Consider the following 20,467-nt stretch of genomic DNA (forward strand, 5'->3'; position numbering starts at 1 on the left):
CCCCTTCATTAGTCAGTAAGTCGATAACGCTGCTGAATTAACTCAGCCTTTGTATGAAGCTCCATAAGATCCTTTTGCTCAAGCGTCTTCGTATAAAAAGTAAGCTTGGAATCTACATCCTTAATGCCATCAAGCAAAAGCCGCCTATTCTGGCGTTTCGCTTCGCCGCTGAGCCGAAGAAATGGATTAATGGTCGAATTCAAATCCTTTCGCACCAATCGCAAAATATTGTGATTAATGCTCGAGTCTCCTAACGCCATTAAATCCGGAATTAGTCGGTTTAGCCGCGACAGCAATGCCAGCGTCTTTTGAACAATTTCATCGTCTAAATTATTTTTCTCGCCTTCGAGTAAAATCATATCTTCAATGATTCCGATGTATTCTAATGCAGAAGCAAGCTCAGGATCTAGAACCTGCGGCGGAATGACAGCTGCAGGAGCTGGCTTTGAAGCCAATGATGCTTGAGCAGTTGAAGCTGCACTGGGTTGTTGTATGGGCGGGTTTTGCGTATTTTGCTGCAGCTCTGGCTCGCGTGTTGGCTGATTAATTTCTTTCCTTGGACGCTGCTTCCATGATAATGCGATTAACAAACCGAATACGGGAACCGCCATAGCTATATATGGGGAGGTAATCCCATTAACAACTAATGCGACTGCATAAACGCCAATCGCGATGGCTGCGTTTTTTTTCAATGCATTCATTGCTGCACCTCCATATGAGCTTTCTGAACCTAATCTTTATGCTCGTCTTCTTCCTACAATTATCTCGTTATTGGTACATAGAAGTCAATTTTAAAAAAGAAAAAAAGGATGTTGTGCCAAATTAATGAGCACAATATTAAAAAAAAAGGGGCTCTCGCCCCTTTTTCCGGTTATTCTACTCTGTTCATTTCCATGATCAAAGGCTGCTCTACATAACCCGCTTGTATACCGAACTTCGGATCAGGCGGATCAATCGTTTTTCCTTGCAGTGCTTGAACGGCCAAATAAGGCATATTTACGCCAGACAAGCAGGTAATATAAAGGCCGCCAGACATCCGCGGGTTGATCTCCAGCAATTTCGGTATGCCATTGTTGTAACGCACCTGAATATTAAAGGCATAAGGAATGCGAAGGCTTGTCGCAATTCGATCTGCAATCGCCAGCAGCTCCGGCGTATCCTCCAATAGATAAGTCCTGCCCGTTGATTTACGGCGAGGAATAGCTGTAATGAGTTCACCCTCAGCAGATGCTACACAATCGATACTATACTCCGTACCGTCGAGCAGCTCCATCACCATCAGCGTGTCAAAATGCTCCGTTAATGACAACGTTTCATAAGCTTGTTCAAACGTTGTAGAAAGAGTTACATAGCCATACAGGTCACGCAGCGGATCCCGTTCATTATCAATAATCCGGAAACCCATGCCTCCTTCTGACTTCGTTGGCTTAAAGCACACCTTATGACCAGCAGCTGTGAGTTCCTCATAGGCTTGCTTAAACTGTTCTGCTGTATTTACGACACGATAGTCTGGAATCGTCACGAGATCTTTTCCTTGCAGCGCTTCATAAAATTTATCCTTCTCAATCATGGAGTCCAGCAATTCGATATCACGGCATACCATGACCTTCGTTCCAATCTCATCAAATAAATGAACATATCTTGATATTTCCTCCATATGCAAACGTGGAATGAATATATCAATTTGGTTTCTTTTGCAGAAATCCACACAAAAATCTACGTATTCGCGTCCAAAAACAGCAGGCTCTGTTCCGATATGATCGGATGCAAGCAAAGACATATGATTAATATCCGGGTGCGTGCCAAAAAACTCAAACGACTCGCCGTCTGGATTGTTCCGAATCATATTAATGTAATGGTAAGCTACCGAAAACCAACGATTCATATAAACTCGTGTCATGTATAAAAACCTTCTTCCATCTGATTAGATATATTTTTGCGATTGCATTTATAATCTTCGTGCATGCTCTAAGATGGAGTCTAGCAGTTCTTCCGAGGCAAGCGCGCCTCTTGCTTGTGTAAATTGAATATGCGGATGTGCCGAATAGGTTCGTCCTAATTCACCATGTACAGGCGATATGGCGTAGTCTGCTGCCAGCAGCAGACTCTCGTCGAGCAGGCTGTCGCCGGCTGCATATACGAAATTTGAAGCGAACTTCTCTTTCACATACTGGATGGCAGCCCCCTTGCTTACCTTCTCTGGAACCAAATATATTTTACGGCCTTGGAGTGAGTAGCTCCAGCCAAGCGAGGCAAGCTTCGGCTTCAGCTCCTCCAACGTTTCATGCGGCAGCTGATCTCTCTCTACTTTAATTGAATAAAATAGCTCATCACAAAGATCAGTCGACTTCACCCAGTGGGTAGAAGCAATTTCCGCAAACAGGCTCGCAATTTCCGTATGTTCAGCACAATGTTCCCTTACAGCTTCACGAACGAAGCTATGCCACTCCTGATCAATTTCCCCATTTCGGAGAACGGTACCGCCGTTGCTGACGATCACATATTCCGGACGGAACTGTTCTCTTATCGCGAAGATGCGGTTGTATTGCTCCGGAATTCGCGTCGTCACAGGAACAAAACGCATAATGCTGACAAGCTCTTGCAGCATCTGAATCGCCGGCTTTGTCATATAAGAAATATATCTTTCCTCATAACGCTCAACGGGTACCATTTCTTCAAGCTCTATCTCGCCCTTGGATCTTACGGAATAAATTAAAGTTTGGTCCAAATCGCTCGCAAAAATCATTCCGTCTCCCCCTTCAAAGCCTTAATAATACCGCAGCAGGAATAGGTCATGTTTGAATATTCCTCCACAGGTACACCACGGTCCTTAGCCAGCAGCAGTATATGCTTCAAGTTAGGATTATCAAGACGATCAACGAGTATTTTCCAAGGGACTCTGCGCAGAAGAACACGAGTCGTTTCACCTACGCCAGGCTTGATGAAATTAATATCAGAGATTGCAAAATCAGTTTGGATACGAGCAATATCCTGCATCCCTTGCCAAGTCATTTCATTTTCCGCAGGATTTGCTTCCATTTGAAGAGCTTCCGCTTTGGAATCATCAGCTGTCTGATCAAAATAAGCAGAAATCGTGTCCACAAATAGTTGAGACAGATCAGAGCTCTCCCACTCCTTATAATACTTTGCACCATGGAAATCATCGGCGCCAATAAGATCGCTGCGCAATACAGTCCGGCTGACTAAGCCTGACACCGTTGAATTAAGGCAAGCGCTTGGAATGAGGAAATCCTCTCGTGTGCCAAACGTACTTGCACAATAGCCGGGGTCTGCGAGCACCGCAAGCTCATCATTCAGTTCAATGCCGTATTTTTGCTTCATCTGGCTGCAAGCTGCTATGAGCACTTTGGCAATTGCGCCTTTGCCCGTCCAGCCATCTACAAATTGCACGCGTTTATGTGGATGGTTCTGATTGATATACAGCAGTGCATTCTCATCAATGCCTTTGCCTCTAATAATGGAAAGGCTATAATGCGGAACCTCAACACCATACATGTGCTTGATATATCGCTTAATTAATACGCCAATTGGCGTACCGCCTCGCGCTAAGGATGCAAGCACAACATCAAATCCATTTTTTTGAATGATTCGCTCGGAAACCGTTCCAACCGCTCTTGCGATTCGAATAGCCGAATCACTGAGCGTATTTTGAAACAATTGTATATATTCATCAGTAGGCTGATATTCAATCGGCAAGCTTTCCGAATAGTGGCCGCCTGTTTGCATGGCCGCTTCCCGGTCCTCCGTTCGCTGCTCTAACGAAATATCGCTAAGGTCTTTTAGCAGAAAAGTAACATCCTCCTGCTTATAGCTCCCGATAGGAGCCGGATCGGCAAGCCTTTTCCGACTGAAATAAACGATATGAACACGCTGGATTCCTAAGGAGAGAAGCACCTTATTAAGCTCCTCCATTTGCGCTCCTACAACCTCGCGCTCCATAAACAAAAACATCTCATCATAATAGCCATTCGGGATGTTGTACATAAAATTCATGACGTCAGCATGCTCAGGGGAAATAAAGGGATAAGCTGTATTTACTGCATATTGTGAACTGGAATCCGGATGAATGGGGCTTCTTGTACTCGATTGATACCATACATCATCGCCTAGTTCTGCTGCTACGCGCATAGGAATGAACATGAATTCGCCGGTTCCCATGCATAGCACCTTGCTGCCCGTTCGATGTTCTCGGAGGAACGCCGCCGCCTGTCCTACTTCTGCGTCAAGCACCAAGCTTTCTTCAGCCGTCAATCCGAAGCGGCCAGTATGCTTCAGGTAGGAAACTTCTCGATTTAATGAGGGAAGGCTAGCAAACCGATTGTTCACATAGAGAACATTAATGGCAGGCTCCGACTCATTTGTTTGCAACTCTGCTGTTTTGTTAGCAGTTTGAATAGGGGTACCGTTAACAGATATCCGCCCCGCTACAAGCGATAAGCAGTTTACCGATATGCCAAGCTCTTGCTCCAGCTCATCAAAACGTTCCATATCCTCTTTTGAACGCCAATCGAGTAAACTAGCAACAATATATTTTTTCTTCCCATACCTGGCATTCAAATCGTGAATTATATTGATGGCCGTTTTCCCGGTCGTCATCTCATCATCCACCAGCACAATCGTTTCTGCATTCTCGAATACAGCTGGGTTGTCAGCATAGCAGCGATGTGTGGTCGCATGGGAATGCTCTTCCTCAAAATCGATGCAGGACGTCATATAGTCGATTTTTTCACGCGTGGTATGCAAGAAAGACGCATTACCCTCGAACATATCGAACATGCTGTGTCCAAGCGCTGTTGCCGTTTCCGCAAAGCCGATAAACAGCGTTTTCTCATCTATGACCATTTTATTTTGCTTCATCTGTTCATAGATTTTACCTGCTGCCTCAGGAAATTCAAAGGCATGCAGCAGCTGCTCCATCTGGATAGGAAGCTTCTCGCCTTTAAACTGCTGATACAAAAGCCCAAGTGCCGCACCCGATAACAAAGACAAATGCGGGCGAACAGGAATATGCTTACCCAGCACCTTGCTTACGAATAAAAAACTGCGTTTTTTATTAATTCGGGCTGCCATTTGAAAAAGCTGCTCAAGCGGTATATGAAACGTATTACTCGTAACCTCAATGGCAATCTCTAAATCTCCAATAATATTAAACGATTGCTGATTCTCGTTCTTCTGCGAGCAAGCAGGTGAAGTTTTGGTTTTCATTTAGCACCCCATAAATGTCTGATCTGAACAATATTCGTTTGGCCCATGTCATATGCGGCTTAAACTCATTCATTTTGTTCGAATAACGGCTCTTCATCACACCCAAATCGCCTTGTTCATTTTCCATAATGTGCAGGGCATCCATATACTCCTCATGCGTCACCACAAGCATCGACTGTACAGGCTTAATATGGGTAGGATGGATAATGGTTTTGCCAATTATCCCATTTTCCTTGTCCATTGCGACCTCGCGAATAAGCCCGTCCACATATTTATTAATATAATCCATACGCAGAATCCGTCCGTGTCTTCCCATGCTTTCCTCAAAAGGTGTTTGTCTGAGCTGGGGCTTAAATACGCGATCACTCTTAAAGTACTCCCATACGGGACCGGAGATCACATAATGATTATCCATCCGTCCAAAAACATTTACGATATCCGCAATACAATCACGAATGACGCCGATGTCGTAGATCGTATGATCCGGACTTCTTCGAAGCCCAAATAAACTCGAAAAATCTGTTGCTCCAATACGAACATTCAGCACATAGGCCTTGTATTCATTCAGCAGCTGGGAAATGCCCATTAGCGTTTCCATTCTTTTCTCGCGATAAATGACGTCAGAGCTTTCCAAAATAGGCATGCCATATAACGTGGAGCTTGTTGAGCGTTTGTTCTTGTTGTATTCATGCAGCAGCTTTAAATACTCTCCACCAGTCTCCACGTTAAACTTTGGAAACACGATTCCTGTAATATATTCAATCTCTTCACCGAAAAACGAGAGCAGTCGTTTAAGCTGTTCAACAGAGCGAACTCTTATAAACATAAGCGGAATATCGTCGGCATGGAGCAAACCAATCGAAATGTAACGGCCAATCTTAATCAACGTTGCCTTCAACGTCTCTTCGGCAAATTCGATTTGATTATCACCTACTGCATCTTCAAGGTCTATCACCATAGACACGAGTCCTTCGTGTTTTCCGGTTACCAAATCATCTGCTATGTTATCCTTGGTGGCAGGCATATAAAGCGCTGCACCAATCGCGTGAGCAATAACTTCTTTGTCAGCATAATTATTGAACTGAGTTGGAAGGGAGTAAAAGAAATTTTGCTCTTCTTCATTGGTAAGATAGTTAAAATACCTCAAAGTGATCCCTCCTAAAAGTTGTGTAAAGCAATCTGAGAGTGAAAAAATATCCCTCGCGATCCATTGAGGGATATTTTCCATAAACAGAGTATTATCGAATCTAAACCGCTTTTGATTCTCTTTTCTTACGTGCTGCGCTGTAAAGAAGGGTACCACCGAATACAGCTATAATTAAACCGAAGAACAAAGCGTGCGGCACATGCAAGCCATACGCTCCGCCAATCATTTTTGCTGCGATAACGATGATTAGAATAAACGCCGCTTTCTCAAGCTCAGGGAACTTGTCAATCAACTTGAGGAATACTTGAGCGACGCCACGCATCATTAGAACGCCGAGAATACCGCCGAGGAACAGAACCCATACCTCTTCACTCACGCCGAATGCAGCTAGAACGCTGTCGATACTGAACGCGATATCCATAATTTCAACAGCAAGTACTGTACGCCAGAAGCCGTAGCCTTTATTTTGAACTTCAGCATCATCGTCGTTGCCCTTCTTGCCGATGTAAGGAATTAATGGAATGTTGCCGACACGAGCAAGCTTGAATTCCAGATGGAATAGATTGCTTAACGCAATCCATAACAGATACAATCCGCCCGCTACTTTAATCCATGTAATTTGTACGAGATAGACACCTACTCCGATTGCGATAAATCGGAAGATATAGGCACCAATAATACCGTAGAACAACGCTTTTTTCTGCTGGTCTTTCGGCAAATGCTTAACCATAACCGCTAGTACTAGCGCATTATCTGCCGATAACAAGCCTTCCAAAAGAACGAGTGTTGCGATTATTCCCCAGTTTGTCGGGTTGGTGAGAACTTGTGACAAGTTGTCCCAGTGAAAGAAGCTCCCGAAGTTGGCTATTACATTTTGAAAAAAGTCGACCATCTCTTAAACCTCCGCATTTTTCTTTATTTGCTTCCTTGTACCCATCTGAGACCCCAGCGATAAGCCTCGTCAAGCTCTTTATGGCCTGAGAAATATTGCACGAGCCGCTGAATGCTGAAGGTTTGATCATTTACATTCTCGATCATCGCAATCGCACACATACCCTTGCGATTATTATGCTCGTCCATCCGCACCTCTATATCAGGCCCGCCTGTTTGTGTGATGGTTACAATACCAGCAGCCTCCGCCCAGTTCGTAGCTCCTTCATAGATGTATGCGTATATGACGATTCTCTTAATCTCAGAAACTTTATTACCGTTGATTCTAAGATTTTCACCCGTTGTAATAGAGCCGGTTCGGTCATCCCCGTCAAGCGAAACGTACGGCGCTCGCGAAAAATCTCCGAAGCTGTTGCCTAGCGCTTGAACAGAACCTTTCATACCATTTTTCAATTCATACAAACAACCGACATCTAAATCTACACCGCTGCTTGAACGGCCAAAAAAACCAGTGGAGGCTTTTTTCTGATTCCAGTTCAAATTAACGACAATCTCACCAAGTGATCCGGCACCTTTTTGTAAGTTGATGACATCACCGCGTTTGGTAAGCGAGATTTTGCTGAGGCTTATTGGCGGACTGCTTGGTTCTGGTACGATTGGTGCGGGAGGTTTTGGTGGAATAAGTGGAGCTTTCACTGGTGCTGGTGCTGGTGTTGGCGCCTCAGCAGGAGCATCTGCCTTTACTTCAATACCAAAGCTATTGCAGAGTGCAGCAAGACCGCCTGAATATCCAGACCCAATGGCATTGAACTTCCATTCGCCATTATATCTATATAAATCTCCTACGACTATCGCAGTCTCAATAGAGAAATTTTTTCCAAGATCATACCGCAAAATTTCGCGTCCTGTTCCTTCGTCAATAACCCGGATATAGGCATCATTCACGCTAGAAAAATTTTGTCTCTTCGCTTCCCCATCATAAATGGTTAAAGTAAATGAAATACGTTCAATCGTTTGAGGCACATCGCTAATCGCGATCAATACTTGTTCGGTATCCGTTTTCCCTGCAATACTGCGTTTATTGCCGCTTGCCAGTTGAATAGAACCGCTGACATCCTTAGGATTGCTGTAAAAAATCAAATCTTGGTCTCCAGCTGTTTTTCCATTCGCTCGTAATAGAAAAGCCGAAAAATCGACATCTACACCTGCTGCAGTGTTCCATCCCATGCCAACTAGAAGGTTTTTTATGGAAGGATTATTTTTGGTAATATCCGCTTTTTGACCTTTCATTAATGCCAGCTCCATGCTTAAACCGCCCTTCGGTAATAATAGAATAGAGTGGCAAACCCTCAAACTGCCACCCTATACGCCAGATAAATTAAACCGTAAGCCCGTAATTGCGACAAAGCGCTGCTAGTCCGCCCGAGAAACCTGAACCTACCGCTTGGAACTTCCAATCGGCATCATGTCGGTACAGCTCGCAGAAGACAATCGCTGTTTCAACGGAGAAATCTTCTCCTAGATCATAGCGCAGCACTTCTCTTCCAGAAGACTCGTCTACTAGACGAACAAAGGCATTGGATACTTGACCAAAGTTTTGCAGCCTGGACTCGGCATCATGAATCGTAACGCTAATTCCGATTCGCTGAATGTGCGGAGGGACTTTTTGAAAATCAATTTTGATTTGCTCGTCGTCACCTTCACCCTCACCGGTACGATTATCGCCCGTATGCTCAACAGCGCCGTTATAAGCAATCAGTGCATTATAGAATACAAAGTCCTTCTCGTCCTTTGCTTTGCCATCCTGATGAAGCAAAAACGCGCTCGCATCAAGGTCAATTTCTCCGCCGCCTGAATATTTGTTCGTATCCCAGCCTAGACCGAGAACAACCTTCGTAAGACCTGGGTTTGTTTTTGTAAGATCAATGCGTTGACCTTTGGAAAGATTTATAGACATCGTTCTATTCCTCCTTGAATTGACTAGGTTTGAACGCCAAAGTCAGTGCAAAGGCCTACTAGACCGTTTTGATATCTGCTGCGACTTTCCGCTGTTCACTTACTTATAAATTGTTATATTTTAAAAAAGGGCCGCCACTGGCGACCCTTTACGGGTAGATAAGTATGACTAGCTAGCAGAAAGACCAAAGTTGCGAGCAAGACCGCCTAGGCCGTCTTGGAAGCCGCTTCCGATTGCGCTGAATTTCCACTCGCCGGAATGACGATATAGTTCACCAACGATTACTGCTGTTTCTACAGAGAAATCTTCTCCAAGATCATAACGGATAAGTTCTGTGCCGCTTTGCTCGTCCACGATACGAACGAATGCGTTGGATACTTGTCCAAAGTTTTGGCTGCGTTCTGCGCCATCATAGATCGTAATGCAGAATGCGATTTTGTCAGTTTCAGCTGGGATAGCAGAAAGGTCAACGTTTACTTGCTCATCGTCGCCATCGCCTGCGCCTGTACGGTTGTCACCTGTGTGAACAACTGAACCGTTTGTATTTTTTGGGTTGTTGTAGAAAATGAAATCAGATTCAGAACCTGCTTTGCCTTGTGCATTCAAGCAAAATACAGAAGCATCAAGGTCAAAGTCTTTTCCGCCGTCATATTTATTAGTATCCCAGCCTAGACCTACTGTAATCTTTGTAAGACCTGGGTTTGTTTTCGTGAGATCGATTTTTTGTCCTTTGGATAAGCTGATTGCCATTTTAAAAGCCCTCTTTTCTCACATAAATTTATTGGTATTGACGTGCAAGGATATCAACATGGGCAGCATGAGTGCCTTCCCCAATTGCATTAAACTTCCATTCACCATTGTGTCTGTAAAGCTCACCTACGACTAGAGCCGTTTTGCCTGAATAATCATCCGTCAAGTTAAAGCGAATCAGTTCTTGATTGTTCGCAGGGTTGACGATACGAATAAAGGCAGATTTGATCATGCCAAAATCTTGTCGTCTGGATTCACATTCGTAAATGTTAACTACGCAAAGGATTTTGTGAATATTAGCAGGAACACGATCAAGCTGCACGATGATTTGCTCATCGTCCCCATCGCCCTCACCAGTAATATTATCACCCGTATGAACGACCGAGCTGCATCCGCTTTGCTTGTTGTAGAAACAAACGAGATTTTTCTCGCCACTTAGCTTGCCGTTTTCATCAAGCAATAATGCCGATGCGTCACAGTCAACGTTAGCCGCTTTTTTCATTCCGAAAAAACCGCCTTTGGTTTGAGCCGGGTCCCAGCCTAAACCAACGATAACTTTGCTGAGACCAGCATTGCCTTTCGTTAAATCTACCTTTTGACCTTTTACGAGAGAGATAGCCATTGTATTTGCACCCCCTTTCCATAAGGTTCACTACTAAAAAAATATCCAAATACAGCGATTCTGAACCTACTAACCAACAATACGCCTATTCGACATGCAAGTTCCAAAAAAAATGTATGATCCATACATTATTCTACAAAACCTGAATATTACCTCTTCTTTACGGCAATTTTACATAGAAAAAAGTGCATTGGTAGCAGGCAGTTCCTTATCGCCTCTCCCAATCAATTTTATAACAATTGCTGCTCCAAATACAAATTTCTACAAATAATGAACCTTAAAGCAGAATAAACATAGGCTTAGGCACAAAAGCGTGCATTTTTTCCGTCACAAACTTAATATTCGCTTCATTTTTACCAAAAAAAAGGTGGAAAAATGAGCCCAAAAACGAGATAATTATATGTAGTAAAAAAAAGTGGCGAGGTGTTCGAATGGAATTTATAAAAAAGAATAAAACCGGCCTTATCTTTGGTGCGCTGCTCCTCATTAACGGGCTATTTTTATTATCCATTGTCCTCTCGAAAAACTAAAAATGGCAGCCTCACATTTGCTCTTTTCTTTTGTAAACCCGCTCCGGCCTTCCAACGGTCCCATAAGAAATATCAGCTATTAATTCACCCTTGGCCACATAATACTCCAAGTACCGCCGAGCGGTCGTACGGCTGAAACCAGCCTTTTTCCCAAGCTCCTCCGCCGTTAATACTTCAGGACCTGCGTGAATGAAAGAGAGTATTTTCTCATTCGTTATCTTATCGATGCCTTTTGGCAAATAAGAATCCTTATCCGTACGATCATTTACCCCCCACAGCAGCTGATCAATCCCCTCTTGATCCACTTGTTTATTTGAGCCGCCGAGCAGTGCCATTTGGTTATGATATTTTTGATAAGACTTCAGCTTCTCTTGAAAACGTTCAAATACAACCGGCTTGATCATAAAATCGTATACCCCGCCGCGAATGGCTTCACGAACCGTTTCAAATTCCTTAGCGGCCGTAATAATAATGACATCTGTTAACGGGTTGTTTTTCTGTATGTAGTGAAGCAGGTCAAGTCCGCTCATATCGGGAAAATATAAATCAAGCAGCACTAAATCCGGAGCCAAAATATCTAAATGCTCATGCGCCAGCTGCTTATCTGTTGCAATTCCAACGACTTCAAAGCCCTCTATCTTCTCTAGAAAGCGTCGATTGATTTGTGCAATTCGAAGGTCGTCCTCGATAATGACCACTCGTATCATATATCTTTCCCCTTTTCTTTTGGAATCACAACGGTAAAGATCGTCCCTTCCTGCGGACGCGATTCAAAACGGATATGACCCCTTAACTGTTGTATCGCCTGCGTAACAATCACTAGCCCATAACCCCGATGATCCTCATTTTTCGTGGAGAAACCGAGCTCAAACAGCCGCTCTGCGACATCCTCCTTAATGCCGCTCCCATTATCTTCGATAATGATTGTAAAAGCTTTGCCTATGTCAGACAGAAACACCTTCACGGTTCGATTCTCATCATTTTTCTCTAAAACAGCATCCAGCGCATTGTCAATTAAATTGCCGATAATCGTTACCAGATGATTGCGGTTAAGATCATCGGGGATCGTTTTGAAGGTGCTCTTGGAATCAATCTCAAGCTTCACCTTAAGCTCATTCGCACGATTGAACTTGCCAATTAGTATGCCCCCAATAATAGGATCGGGAATTTCCTGCAGGAGGAAATGGATCAGATTTTGATGAACATCGGTTTCATGTGTAATAATATCCATTGCTTCCTGATACGACTCCAGCTGGATTAGCCCATAAATCGTATACAGCTTATTGGAGTATTCATGCGTTTGTGAACGCAGCGCTTCGGTATAACGCTTCACCTGCGTCAGCTCCTCCGTTAATCGAAGCAGCTCGGATTTATTGCGAAAGCTGGAAACCGCCCCTACGACCCGGTGCTGATGATCAAATATCGGCAAGCGATTGACGACTACACTGCTTTCGTTAATGGTCATTTCTTGATCAATTTCCGATTGCCCTGATTTAATAACCTCCATTAGCCGCGATTCTGGAATGACATCCCGCACATGCTGCCCGGTAATCTCCATTTGCTCGAGCGGATCGATCAGTTTCAAAGCCGTTTGATTGACAAGAGTAATCGTTCCCTCTGTATCAACGGCAATTATGCCTTCATGGATCGTTTCCAAAATAGCTCTCTTTTCCTGATACAACAAGCCGATTTCCTCAGGCTCTAGACCATGGATCGATCGTTTTACGCTATTGGCAATAACAATGGCTCCGCCAGATCCAACCATCAGCGCAATGGCTGCAAAAATAATCATCGCATTACGGTATGTCACTGCCGATTGTTCAATGTCTTTTAATAAAATACCCACTGATACAATGCCTATAACTTCATCCTGATCATTAAAAATGGGAGTTTTCCCCCGCAAGGAGGGGCCCATCGAGCCAACGGCCTCTGAAATGATCGACTCTCCATTAAGCACAGGCCCATTGTCACCGCCGACCATTTCTTTCCCGATTCGGTCCGGCAGCGGATGCGCATAACGAATTCCCTCTTTATTCCCAATGACGATGTACTCAGCGTCTGTTTCCATTCTAATTTTCTCAACGATGGGTTGAATGATGGCTGAAGGATTCTCCTCTTCAAAGGCATGTCTAATGACGTCCATCAACGCTACTGTTTTTGCAATTTTCAGAGCTGATGCACCTACATTTTTCTGCAGCGTCGTCACTAGTATTCTCTCAAAGCTGAAGGTAAGAGCAATGATAATAATAAATAGCAAAGTTCCAATTAACAAAATCAATCTCGTTTGTAATCGCATTCAATTACCTCCATGCAAAAACTTCTCATCCGCGCGACGCTGATTTTATTGTATTCTACATGCTTCCCTGAACATAGTCCCTTGAGTCGATAATGGCCGTAAATTTTATGAACAAAATAAACAGTATGACTACTTTTCAACTTATGTGGTTATTGTATTCAACCCCAATTCGCGATGATAGTATGAAGCATATCAAACAGGTAAGCGCTTACAGTAATCATTCATACGTTTACTTGAATGAAACTAAAGGGGGATTATTCGTATGGGATACCAAACAAAAAATTGGAAAACTATAGTAGCTGCTGCTTTTGTTGCTGTTAGTTTGACGGCCTGCGGCGGAACAGCATCAAAAGGCGGATCGGCTAATTATCCTGAGAAACCTTTCATTGTGACAGCCCCATCGGGAGCTGGCGGCGGATGGGATAAGACAGCAAGGTCCTTGGCCAAAGTGCTAGGTGAAACGAAACTCGTTGATCAAACGATGACTGTTGAGAACAAGCCCGGCGGCGGCGGCACTGTGTTTTTAGCCGAATATGTAACCAAAGACAAAAATGACCCCTACAAACTGTTTGTCAGCTCCCCGCCTATTCTCATTAACAACCTCAAAAAAGAAGGGAACAGCCCGTACGGCTACAAGGATGTTACCCCGCTCGCACAAATAACGAAGGATTATGGCGCAATCGCGGTTGCGGCAAATTCCAAATATAACGATCTTCATTCACTAATTAACGACATTAAGGCAGACCCTTCAAAAGTTACACTAGCCGGCGGTTCGGCGCCTGGTTCTATGGATCATTTAATTAGCGTACTACCCGCCTTTAGAGCAGGCGTTGACCCAAAAACAGTCAAGTACTTGTCCTATGATGGCGGAGGCGAAGCCATTGCTGCGCTGCTAGGCAACAATGCTGATGCGATTGGAACAGACATCTCTTCCCTCGGCAGCTATTTAAAAGCAGGAAAAATCAAAATTTTGGCCGTTACTTCTGATGAACGGATTGAAGGCGACTTCAAGGATGTGCCTACGTTAAAAGAGCTGGGCATAGATGCAGAGTTCACGATCTGGCGCGGCGTGTTAGGTCCGAAAGGCATGACCAAAGAGCAAATCGCTTACTGGGATAAAACATTAAAATCTCTCTCTGAACACGAAGCGTGGGCGAAAGAATTGAAAGCAAACGATTGGGTCAGCGAATACAAAAACTCCGAAGATTTCACAGCCTTCCTTGCTGAGCAAGAAGTTGCGGTACAAGAGCTGTTGACAGCGCTCGGTATGCAGAAGTAAATGACTGAACGAAGAGCAAACGCTTGATAGAAGCATAAGCATGAGTGATTGGATGGGAGAGCGCTGGTCTCTCTCCTCTCCTTTCATTATTCATCGGAGGTGAAGGCCTTGAATAAAACATTTGATCGATACGCCAGCATCATATTTTTCCTTCTCGGTGTTGGATTCATGTGGCAGAGCACATTAATTAGCGCTTCATCCTACGGCAGCAAGGTTGGACCTAATATCGTTCCCTTTGGTCTGGGGGCGCTGCTTGTCATTTTAAGCTTACGTCTATTTTACGAAGTATTAAAGTTTAAAGGCTCTAGCAGCAAAGCGGGAAAGCTTGATGTGAAAAAGTTTTTAATTATTTTTGCTGCTGCATTCTTATACGCATTCTTCTTAGAAACGATCGGCTATATTATCGGGACATTTCTTTTCCTCCTAATCAGCTTTCAAGTGTTGGAAAGAGGAAAATGGCTGAAATCAATCTTGATCTCCGGACTGTTTGCAGTCGGCGTTTACGTCATCTTTGTTGTCATTCTGGAAGGAACAATGCCTGGCCTTCCGTCTTGGCTATCGTAATAAAAGGAGGCATCTGAATGGATACATTACAATTTCTCGCAGACGGCTTTGTGACCGCCTTCCAATGGCATAATTTGCTTTTTGCTTTTGTAGGCGTGTTGATTGGTACGGCTGTAGGGGTATTGCCTGGTATAGGCCCGATGAGCGGTGTCGCTCTACTGATTCCTATAACAGCATCAATGACTGGCGGCTTACCTCCAGAAGCAGCAGCGACAAGCTCTATTATCCTGTTGGCAGGGGTTTATTATGGAGCGATGTATGGAGGGTCAACGACCTCTATTCTGCTTAATACGCCTGGAGAATCCTCCTCTGTCGTAACGACTTTAGACGGCTACCAAATGGCCAAACAAGGTAGGGCTGGATCTGCCTTATCTATCTCTGCAATCGGTTCATTTGTTGCCGGAGTGTTTGCCGTCCTTGCACTTATCGTATTAGCAGAACCGTTATCAGAACTCGCCATAAGGTTTGGGCCAGCTGATTATTTCAGCTTGATGCTCCTTGGTTTATGCGCCGTCAGCGGTTTGGGCGGAAAATCCATTACAAAAGCATTAATTATGACGGTAATGGGCTTGCTTCTGGCTACTATAGGTATGGACACCGTTTCAGGCGTAGCAAGATTCACTTTCAGCATTCCAATGCTGTATTCCGGACTTGAGTTTTTGACAGTGGCAGTTGGTCTATTTGCCTTGGGTGAAGTATTCAAAACCATATTGGAAAAAGACTACTCCAACGATAAAATATCAAAAATCGGGCGTGTCCTCCCGACAAAACAAGATTTAAAGGATAGCGCAGGTCCGATTGCCCGCGGCTCATTATTAGGTTTTTTCATTGGTATTTTGCCCGGTGCAGGCGCCACATTGGCCTCGTTCCTCAGCTATATTTTGGAGAAAAAAATAAGCAAAAATCCTGAATCATTCGGCAAAGGCAATATCGCCGGAGTAGCCGCTCCTGAATCCGCGAACAATGCTTCATCTGGCGGGGCAATGATTCCGCTGCTTACGCTTGGCATACCGGGATCGGGAACAACCGCTATTTTAATGGGCGCTTTAATCATGTATAACATCCAGCCAGGCCCGTTGTTATTTGAGGAGCATCCTCAAGTTGCATGGGGATTAATTGCCAGCATGCTAATTGGAAATCTCATTTTGCTTATTCTTAATATGCCGCTGGTGAAGATTTTTGCAAAAATCATTCAAACGCCGCCGAAATATTTGATTCCGATCATAATCGCTATTTCTATATTTGGAGTTTATGCAGTACAGGCACAAATTTTTGATTTGATGCTGCTGCTGGGCTGTGGCATTGCCGGTTTTCTTTTGGTGAGAAATGATTACCCTCTAGCACCACTTGTGCTTGGTTTAGTGCTTGGGCCTATGATTGAAAACAATATGCGGAGAGCTTTAACGACATCTAACGGGGATTTTATGATTTTCTTGCAAAAACCGTTGTCGCTTGTTTTCTTAATTATCGCAGCGCTCTGGTTAATTATACCTATTTTGCTAAAGAAGAGAGGGAAAGAGGTTGTCATTAACGAAGAAGGTTAATTACGAACGATAAAAAATACAGATTTGATGGGGGTAGCCATGGATAACAATAAACTAGGTGGGAAAAGTGTAATACTGCGTCTCGAAATGAATACGAAAGAAGTACATTTCGGACAGGTTGCATCCTCTATTTTCGAAGCCGGTGGAGATATCGTGGCCATTGACGTCATTCAGACCAGTCAGCATATGACGATAAGAGATATTACCATTACCGTCACGGATACAGTCGATATTAACATTATTACCGAAATGATTAAGAACCTGCACGGAGTCAAGCTAGTGAATATTTCGGATAGAACCTTTTTGCTGCATCTTGGCGGTAAAATCGAAACTAAACTGAAATCGCCTATTCAGAACCGCGACGATCTCTCTCGTGTTTATACGCCCGATGTTGCACGCGTCTGCTTAGCCATTCATGAAGAACAAAGAAAAGCATTTACGTTAACGATTAAGAGAAATACGGTTGCTGTCATTTCGGACGGCAGCGCTGTCTTAGGGCTTGGCAATATTGGCCCCTATGCAGCTATGCCCGTTATGGAAGGAAAATCTATGCTATTCAAGCAGCTGGCAGACGTAGACTCCTTCCCTATCTGCTTGGATACGCAAGATACCGAGCAAATTATCGCAACCATTAAGGCGATTGCTCCCGGCTTCGGCGGAATTAACCTTGAGGATATTTCATCGCCGAGGTGCTTTGAAATTGAAGAAAGATTGCGTGAAGAACTCGATATTCCAGTATTTCACGATGACCAGCATGGTACAGCAGTTGTATTGTATGCAGCGCTAATCAATGCATTAAAAATTGTAAATAAGCCCATTGATGACATTAAGGTCGTTGTTTGTGGAATCGGTGCAGCAGGCGTCGCTTGCACAAAAATTCTTTTATCCGCTGGCGTTACAAACATCATTGGTGTAGATCGGAACGGCGCGATAACCGCTGGAACTGACTATGATAACCGCATGTGGAACTGGTATGCCGAGCATACCAACCCTAACCGCATTGAAGGCTCTTTACGAGATGTAATCCAAGGCGCTGATGTATTCATTGGACTTTCTGCTGGAGGACTGCTGCGACGCGAAGATGTTATGGCGATGGCGGAAAATCCTATCGTCTTTGCCATGGCGAATCCAACACCTGAGATCAAGCCTGAGGAAGTTGAGGATATTGTAGGGGTAATCGCCACCGGACGATCGGATTATCCGAACCAAATTAACAATGTGCTGTGCTTCCCTGGTATTTTCCGCGGGGCACTGGACTGCAGAGCAACTACGATTAACGAGGAAATGAAGCTGGCGGCATCAGAGGCGATCGCATCCGCTATCTCGGATGAAGAACGAAGCAAGCACTACATTATTCCGAGCGTTTTCAATCAGGCCGTTGTGAAAGCTATTCGCGATCTCGTCATTAGAGCAGCGATTAAGACAGGCGTAGCACGCAGAATACCGCGAGAGTACAGATAAACAAGAAAATTGGAACGGAGGTTATCCGAGTGACGGCTGGAATCAGAGCTATCGTTGATATTAATCAAATGGCGGCCGATTTTAAATCAAGCATCGTTCTCCGCACCAGTGATTCCAAATTTATCGATGTCAAAAGCATCCTTGGACTTAGCATCATCTTGTACCAAACCCATGCCTACCACCTTGAAATACATGGACCAGATGAAGAGGAAGCCAAAACCACCATGATTCACATTTTCAAAAAACATAATCTTCAAGTCGATGTGAATCGATAATCCCCCCGCTTCAATTGCCTCGTACGTTGGTTGCAGTGCTTTTAAAAATAGGGGTTGTCCCCTAAGCAGATGACATTGCTTATGGGACAACCCCTTTCCTCTTCCTCACGGACCCGTCCCTACACTCGCTACGTACCATAACGGCCCCAGCTTCTTCAAATAAACGGCTCCCAGCTCATCTCCCGTAGGGTAATGCATATACCCGTTCACATTGTATAAATGACCGTACTTTTCATCGACTCTGCTCGTTGTGGAAATATCCGCTTTCAAGCTATTGATAGGCTGCAAGCTCATTAGTATATGTCTGCGGATCGTCCACTCGGGAGATAGGAAGGTAAGAATCCATGTAAAAACAACTACAATAGCTACAACGATAAATATTGTCTTTTTCTTCTTTAAGATCGTACTCACCTCCGAGTAATGGTTAAATCATTAACGTTATAGATACTTATTACCGTTAATTGTAAATTCTTATATTGACCAACACTCAACACTCAACACTCAACACTCAACACTCAACACTCAACACTCAACACTCAACACTCAACACTCAACACTCAACACTCAATTATCAATCTCTACTAAAATCTTTCAATGCTTTAGTCCAAATGCATTCTAGTATAGTGGCTTAAATCAACCATCTGTGTTTTCATGTTCATGCTTTATCCTAACGAACTCAGTAGTCGTTATTCTTGAATATCAGGGCTATATTAATCTCTAACGAACTCAGGAGTCGTTATCTGCCCTTAATGGAGACCAAACGATCGAAATTACAAGAAATAAGGCTCGCTGTGTTCGTTAGATTCAAAAACAGAACGCTACGCAGCAAATAAGGCCTCTGGAGTTCGTTAACTAAAATGCCGAACGCATGATGCCCATACTTTTGCAACTCTGACGTGATCCGTTCATCTATGAGCTTCTAAACCTTCATCAAGATGCCTCCCAAAATAAATCATTTAACGTTTTGCCGAGAGTCTTGCAAATAGCGATACACAGACGAATACTCGGATTGTAATTGCCAGCTTCAATGAGTCCGACCGTCTACCTCGTAACACCAACCGCTTTAGCAAGCTGCTCCTGCGACATATCGTTCTCAACTCTTGCCAGCTTTAATTTCACATTTCCATGTTCACCCATCCGTATTCACACCATCTGCCATCATCCACATTGTAAATACTGTAATTTATATCCATATAGATGTAAACCATATATTGCATTTCAAACTTACAAATTCCAGTCATACTACTTTTCACTATTTCAAAGCAACAAAAAAAGGGGATATCCTAAAAGGGTAAATCTGAGTAAGAGAATCCCTTATATTTGCAAAAAAACCTTCAAAACCACTTTGAAAGTGAATTTGAAGGTTCTTTTTTTCAGATTATTACGTGGAAAGTGGGGGCTGTATATTCGGAGATTGCTTTAAGGAGAGCCCCTCCCTTATATCTCCTGCCTAAATCGGAACGTCCAACAAATCTATCGGCTTATTGGCTGCGCCACAGCCACTTAGCTTATAGGCGTAAGAGCGCCCCGTTTCTTCTTTTTTCAACCCGTCACATGAATAGGTTTTTACGCTTGATGATCCATACTGATCCTGTGATGTATCGTAGCGCACCTCGATCTGATCCTCCGCCCTCGCAAGATTATAAAAAATCGGGTTTCCTTCCGTTATAAAACGTACAACTCGCACCTGATCTATAGCTCCGCTCACAAAAGCATCTAATTTCTCGCTATTCGTTACCTCACTGGACCTTGCAATAACATCCTCCGTCTCATTAATCGTATAGTCATAGGATTCATCTGAAGCTGAAGTTTTTTCCCCAGACTTAACCTGCTCCTGACCAGCACATCCAGCCAGCATGAGCGCCGCTAAGACTATAAACGCCATATTTTTCCAAACCATGTTGTAAATCCACCTTCCTCCAGCC

The 20,467-nt window shown here is 43.8% G+C and carries 19 protein-coding genes and 2 pseudogenes; 5 read left to right on the plus strand and 16 right to left on the minus strand.

The window, feature by feature from the left end:
* Positions 1–8 precede the first annotated feature (8 nt).
* The 13 genes and pseudogenes from BK120_RS10215 to BK120_RS10270 all read right to left on the minus strand — a co-directional run bounded on the left by BK120_RS10215 (position 9) and on the right by BK120_RS10270 (position 13,419).
* Positions 9–701: a hypothetical protein gene (locus tag BK120_RS10215; protein WP_076267372.1), complete on the minus strand. Its 693-nt coding sequence runs from the start codon at positions 699–701 to the stop codon at positions 9–11.
* Between the two features lie 170 nt (positions 702–871).
* The gene (locus BK120_RS10220; RefSeq protein ID WP_076267373.1) at positions 872–1,900 is read right to left on the minus strand and encodes an ATP-grasp domain-containing protein; all 1,029 of its coding nucleotides are present in this window, start codon (positions 1,898–1,900) and stop codon (positions 872–874) included.
* Positions 1,901–1,948: 48 nt separating this feature from the next.
* The gene (locus BK120_RS10225; protein ID WP_076267374.1) at positions 1,949–2,746 is read right to left on the minus strand and encodes an HAD family hydrolase; all 798 of its coding nucleotides are present in this window, start codon (positions 2,744–2,746) and stop codon (positions 1,949–1,951) included.
* Positions 2,743–3,897 carry a cysteine protease StiP family protein gene (locus tag BK120_RS35910; protein ID WP_256710844.1) on the minus strand — a complete coding sequence of 385 codons (1,155 nt, stop codon included), beginning with the start codon at positions 3,895–3,897 and terminating at the stop codon, positions 2,743–2,745. Before BK120_RS35910 ends, BK120_RS10225 begins: the two co-directional genes overlap by 4 nt.
* Before the next feature lie 27 nt (positions 3,898–3,924).
* A pseudogene (locus tag BK120_RS35915) lies at positions 3,925–5,226 on the minus strand (phosphoribosyltransferase family protein); the annotation flags it as partial.
* Positions 5,168–6,373, minus strand: a complete 1,206-nt coding sequence (locus BK120_RS10235; RefSeq protein ID WP_256710842.1) for an HpcH/HpaI aldolase/citrate lyase family protein — start codon at positions 6,371–6,373, stop codon at positions 5,168–5,170. The pseudogene BK120_RS35915 and the gene BK120_RS10235, both read right to left, overlap by 59 nt.
* A gap of 100 nt (positions 6,374–6,473) precedes the next feature.
* Positions 6,474–7,265, minus strand: a complete 792-nt coding sequence (locus BK120_RS10240; protein WP_076267376.1) for a TerC family protein — start codon at positions 7,263–7,265, stop codon at positions 6,474–6,476.
* Positions 7,266–7,288: 23 nt separating this feature from the next.
* A complete protein-coding gene (locus BK120_RS10245) occupies positions 7,289–8,569 on the minus strand; it encodes a TerD family protein (RefSeq protein WP_076267377.1) in 1,281 nt (426 codons plus the stop codon).
* A 73-nt stretch (positions 8,570–8,642) separates the two neighbouring features.
* A complete protein-coding gene (locus BK120_RS10250) occupies positions 8,643–9,221 on the minus strand; it encodes a TerD family protein (RefSeq protein ID WP_076267378.1) in 579 nt (192 codons plus the stop codon).
* A gap of 168 nt (positions 9,222–9,389) precedes the next feature.
* Entirely contained in the window at positions 9,390–9,971 is a 582-nt protein-coding gene (locus BK120_RS10255; protein ID WP_076267379.1) for a TerD family protein, read from the minus strand.
* 28 nt (positions 9,972–9,999) lie between these two features.
* On the minus strand, positions 10,000–10,593 hold the full coding sequence (locus BK120_RS10260) for a TerD family protein (RefSeq protein ID WP_076267380.1): 594 nt from the start codon (positions 10,591–10,593) through the stop codon (positions 10,000–10,002).
* A gap of 541 nt (positions 10,594–11,134) precedes the next feature.
* Entirely contained in the window at positions 11,135–11,830 is a 696-nt protein-coding gene (locus BK120_RS10265; protein ID WP_076267381.1) for a response regulator, read from the minus strand.
* Positions 11,827–13,419: an ATP-binding protein gene (locus BK120_RS10270; protein ID WP_076267382.1), complete on the minus strand. Its 1,593-nt coding sequence runs from the start codon at positions 13,417–13,419 to the stop codon at positions 11,827–11,829. The genes BK120_RS10265 and BK120_RS10270 overlap by 4 nt, the downstream gene beginning before the upstream one ends.
* A gap of 262 nt (positions 13,420–13,681) precedes the next feature.
* Here BK120_RS10270 and BK120_RS10275 point away from each other — a divergent pair, with 262 nt between their 5' ends.
* From BK120_RS10275 to BK120_RS10295, 5 genes are all read left to right on the plus strand, one after another.
* Entirely contained in the window at positions 13,682–14,698 is a 1,017-nt protein-coding gene (locus BK120_RS10275) for a Bug family tripartite tricarboxylate transporter substrate binding protein (RefSeq protein WP_076267383.1), read from the plus strand.
* 108 nt (positions 14,699–14,806) lie between these two features.
* Positions 14,807–15,262 carry a tripartite tricarboxylate transporter TctB family protein gene (locus BK120_RS10280; protein ID WP_076267384.1) on the plus strand — a complete coding sequence of 152 codons (456 nt, stop codon included), beginning with the start codon at positions 14,807–14,809 and terminating at the stop codon, positions 15,260–15,262.
* 17 nt (positions 15,263–15,279) lie between these two features.
* A complete protein-coding gene (locus tag BK120_RS10285) occupies positions 15,280–16,806 on the plus strand; it encodes a tripartite tricarboxylate transporter permease (RefSeq protein WP_076267385.1) in 1,527 nt (508 codons plus the stop codon).
* 39 nt (positions 16,807–16,845) lie between these two features.
* Positions 16,846–18,267 carry an NAD-dependent malic enzyme gene (locus BK120_RS10290; protein WP_076267386.1) on the plus strand — a complete coding sequence of 474 codons (1,422 nt, stop codon included), beginning with the start codon at positions 16,846–16,848 and terminating at the stop codon, positions 18,265–18,267.
* 29 nt (positions 18,268–18,296) lie between these two features.
* Entirely contained in the window at positions 18,297–18,542 is a 246-nt protein-coding gene (locus BK120_RS10295) for an HPr family phosphocarrier protein (RefSeq protein WP_076267387.1), read from the plus strand.
* Between the two features lie 105 nt (positions 18,543–18,647).
* Here the strand turns inward: BK120_RS10295 and BK120_RS34860 are convergent, their stop codons facing one another.
* The 3 genes and pseudogenes from BK120_RS34860 to BK120_RS10310 form a co-directional block, all read right to left on the minus strand.
* A complete protein-coding gene (locus tag BK120_RS34860; RefSeq protein ID WP_144376724.1) occupies positions 18,648–18,953 on the minus strand; it encodes a hypothetical protein in 306 nt (101 codons plus the stop codon).
* 519 nt (positions 18,954–19,472) lie between these two features.
* A pseudogene (locus BK120_RS10305) lies at positions 19,473–19,679 on the minus strand (helix-turn-helix transcriptional regulator).
* Positions 19,680–19,992: 313 nt separating this feature from the next.
* Positions 19,993–20,442 carry a DUF4362 domain-containing protein gene (locus BK120_RS10310; protein ID WP_076267389.1) on the minus strand — a complete coding sequence of 150 codons (450 nt, stop codon included), beginning with the start codon at positions 20,440–20,442 and terminating at the stop codon, positions 19,993–19,995.
* Positions 20,443–20,467 lie beyond the last annotated feature (25 nt).

The sequence above is a fragment of the Paenibacillus sp. FSL A5-0031 genome, assembly GCF_001956295.1.
Classification (GTDB): Bacteria; Bacillota; Bacilli; order Paenibacillales; family Paenibacillaceae; genus Pristimantibacillus.